Source organism: Rhodococcus sp. MurmanLake-1 (assembly GCF_056945715.1).
Map to the genome: position 1 here is coordinate 1 of NZ_JBWZNF010000071.1, position 362 is coordinate 362.

1 protein-coding gene is annotated in these 362 nt (G+C 64.6%); it reads left to right on the forward strand.

Annotated features, from left to right (window positions below; genetic code table 11):
* The coding region (locus AC2ETI_RS32690) for an Ig-like domain-containing protein (RefSeq protein WP_483635057.1) at positions 1-362 on the forward strand (362 nt) is incomplete at both ends.

Sequence of the window (362 nt, forward strand, 5' to 3'; positions counted from 1 at the left end):
TTCACCGCCGGTGCAGGGTTTGTCAGCTCGTCGGCGTCCGCTCAGACGGTGACGGTCTCCGATCCGGCTCCGGTCGATGTGGAGACGACGACGTCGTTGTCGGTTCCGGCTACGGCGATCACGGGTGCGGCGGTTGATCTGACTGCGACCGTGGCTCCGAACAACGCTGTCGGTACGGTGCAGTTCAAGTCGAATGGCACGGCGATCGGTTCCCCGGTGGCAGTCTCGGCGGGTGTTGCGACGCTGTCGCATTCGTTCGATGCTGCTGGTGCTCAGAGTGTTACGGCTGACTTCACCGCCGGTGCAGGGTTTGTCAGCTCGTCGGCGTCCGCTCAGACGGTGACGGTCTCCGATCCGGCTCC